Origin of the sequence: Pseudidiomarina fusca (genome assembly GCF_032227045.1) — a bacterium.
GTDB classification, from domain to species: domain Bacteria; phylum Pseudomonadota; class Gammaproteobacteria; order Enterobacterales; family Alteromonadaceae; genus Pseudidiomarina; species Pseudidiomarina fusca.
This window is the reverse complement of the sequence record NZ_JANFPJ010000068.1, coordinates 1-2366: the sequence shown is the minus strand read 5'-3', so window position 1 is coordinate 2366 and position 2366 is coordinate 1. Positions and strand designations below refer to the sequence as shown.

General features: G+C 44.1%; 4 protein-coding genes. All 4 read left to right on the top strand.

From position 1 onward, the window contains the following. The first annotated feature begins 55 nt into the window (after positions 1–55). The 4 genes from NOG12_RS13005 to NOG12_RS12990 all read left to right on the top strand — a co-directional run bounded on the left by NOG12_RS13005 (position 56) and on the right by NOG12_RS12990 (position 2306). Complete coding sequence (locus tag NOG12_RS13005; RefSeq protein WP_313933485.1) at positions 56–481, top strand: DUF4844 domain-containing protein; 426 nt, start codon at positions 56–58, stop codon at positions 479–481. A 103-nt stretch (positions 482–584) separates the two neighbouring features. After that, positions 585–1040 (top strand): DUF6998 domain-containing protein, encoded by a 456-nt coding sequence (locus NOG12_RS13000; protein WP_110077058.1) that lies wholly within the window; start codon positions 585–587, stop codon positions 1038–1040. A gap of 84 nt (positions 1041–1124) precedes the next feature. Then, the gene (locus NOG12_RS12995; protein ID WP_092839476.1) at positions 1125–1799 is read left to right on the top strand and encodes a hypothetical protein; all 675 of its coding nucleotides are present in this window, start codon (positions 1125–1127) and stop codon (positions 1797–1799) included. 84 nt (positions 1800–1883) lie between these two features. Then, positions 1884–2306: a hypothetical protein gene (locus NOG12_RS12990; RefSeq protein WP_153827398.1), complete on the top strand. Its 423-nt coding sequence runs from the start codon at positions 1884–1886 to the stop codon at positions 2304–2306. Positions 2307–2366 lie beyond the last annotated feature (60 nt).

Below are 2366 nucleotides of genomic sequence, written 5' to 3'. Positions count from 1 at the left end.
TGCGGCTTTGCCTCCATTCCAAAGCCGCGCATGCTGCAAGCGTTAGTGTGAACAAATGAAGCTCGTAATTATTTTGCTAGCCTGTCTAATTATTCAAGGCTGTAATGAAGGAGATAGCAAATTGCTACCAAATGGAAATGATGTCAAAGAAGCCCTTCTAAATTTCAAATCACAGAAAAAATTTGTAGAGGATTTAGGTGAGCTTTATCCTGGTGCGCCAGATGAACAAACTAGAATTCAGGCAGAGAACATCATAAATGCTGTTATAGATAAACTCATAATCGAAAAAGATAATAACTTGAGTGAAAAAGAGTTTTGGAGCATTTTAAAAATGGCTGCATTACAACTTGAAACAATGGACTCAGAAGAAATGGATCAAGGTTTATTTTACATGGAGAAGCTAATGGATATATATAGCATAGAATCATCTGACGGTAGACTAAATGAGTGGCGTTATGGTTTTGATCCAAGTTCACACTAACAAGTTGCCTAATTTCGCCGCGAAAAGCGCGGCTGGGACAAATACTCACTGGGCTTCGCCCAACAACGTTCGCATTTGCCCATTGGCAAAGCGTTAAATGTCTATGATCGATCACGATAAATTCCGGACCTTGGTCAAGCAACTCTATGCCACGGTCAATGAGTTGGAGACCATGTTCCCGGGCAGGCACTTCACCCCGGATGGTCACATGGTTGGCAGTCTGGGTGAGTGCATCGTGGCCGACGCCTATAATTTGGAGCTGAAGGCAGCTTCCAACAAAGGCTATGACGCTGTCACCGAAACAGGCTTGGAAGTTGAGATCAAGGCTACGCAATCCAAATCTGTAGCGTTCCGGAGTCAGCCGCAGCATACGATCATCATCAAGATCTTGCGTGACGGAACATTCGAAGAAATTTATAACGGGCCAGGAGCCCTTGTTTGGGATCAGTTCACAGGTAAACGGCTACCGAGTAATGGTCAGTTTCAAATCTCTCTCAACAAGCTCCGGCAACTCAATCAAACAGTGGCTCAGTCGGACCGTGTGCCCAGGGCCATTTAACAAGGCGCAACAGTACGCGGCCGGTGGCCGCCGGACGTCCCTGACGGGCCGCCGCTGTGCTTCGCGTTAGCTTTCAGGAGAAGTATGAAGTTTTATCTCTTTATCTTGGTGATTTTTAGCTCGCAAGTTACTTATGCCGAAAGCCTTAGAAAAGTGCGACTAGATGACACTAAAATTTGCTATCCATCTAGTTTTTCACCGGATAGTTCATTTATGAAAGCATTTCTTGCACCTATCGCTGACGAGCTCGATAGTTCGGATGGTCAAGAATTGATATACATTCCAGCTCAAAATATTAAGGCTAAGGTTTCGGGATACACATTAAGCCATATCAACAGTAATGGGGTAGATTTTGAGCATGAGCTAATGGGGTTGGCATATGCAAGCTCACAGATTGGCAATCCTAATGGAATGGCTGAAGCCGCTTGGAACGTTTACGACAAAAGAGATACCGTGTATGTGGAAAAAGACCCAAGCCTGCCGTTTTATCGTGTTTATGAGTATCACGAGCCTCTGTTTATGTGGCACCTTGTTCGATCTGCGCCTTTGAAGAACCCAGGAAAAGCTATTCCATCGGACTGGTATATAGGCCATTGCTCTGAATCGGCAGGCAGCTTTAGCTGCAAACAAACAATTAATTTTGAATCCATATTCTATGAATATGAGCTACAAGCACATGATCTACATCTTCGTAGCGAAGTCAGCGAAGCCGTGAAATCGCTGTTTAAAGAGTGGAAGCAGAACTGTGAAAAAAGCTAACAAGCGCAGGCACGGCGACGCCTTTTTCGTTGCGGCTTCGCCTCCACTACAAAGCCGCGCGTGCTGCGGGCGTTAGGCATTTCCATGAACGAAAAGATTAGTTTAGATAGCAAATACCTTGTTGAAATTCGTCTTGGGGAAAACCATGAGAAGGTTCATGCTGCTTGGCAAGACGATACTAATGAAGGTTTTCTGATTTGTTATGACATTAATTTATTATTTGATGATCAAACTATATTCTTGGTCAAACCATGTGAAATTGGGATTGCTGGTCGGTATCCCGGGATGGCGTTGTCATTGGAAAAAATTGAGTCAGTAAATTGTCAGTCGCCGTTCAATGCTTCGTGCCTTCCGATGAAAGTTGATGAAGTAATTCAAACAGATTACTTGGGTGAGGGCGCTGTAAATGAAATTATCCTTGTTCTAGTGAATAAATGCAGAATTATAATCAGGCATGTCTTTCCCCCCATGACAATGGGTGTAAAACTGGAGCAAAAAAATGCCTAACAAACCGCTTAAATTCGTTCCGGCCACAAAAAGCGTGGCCTCCACTGGACTGCCTACGCT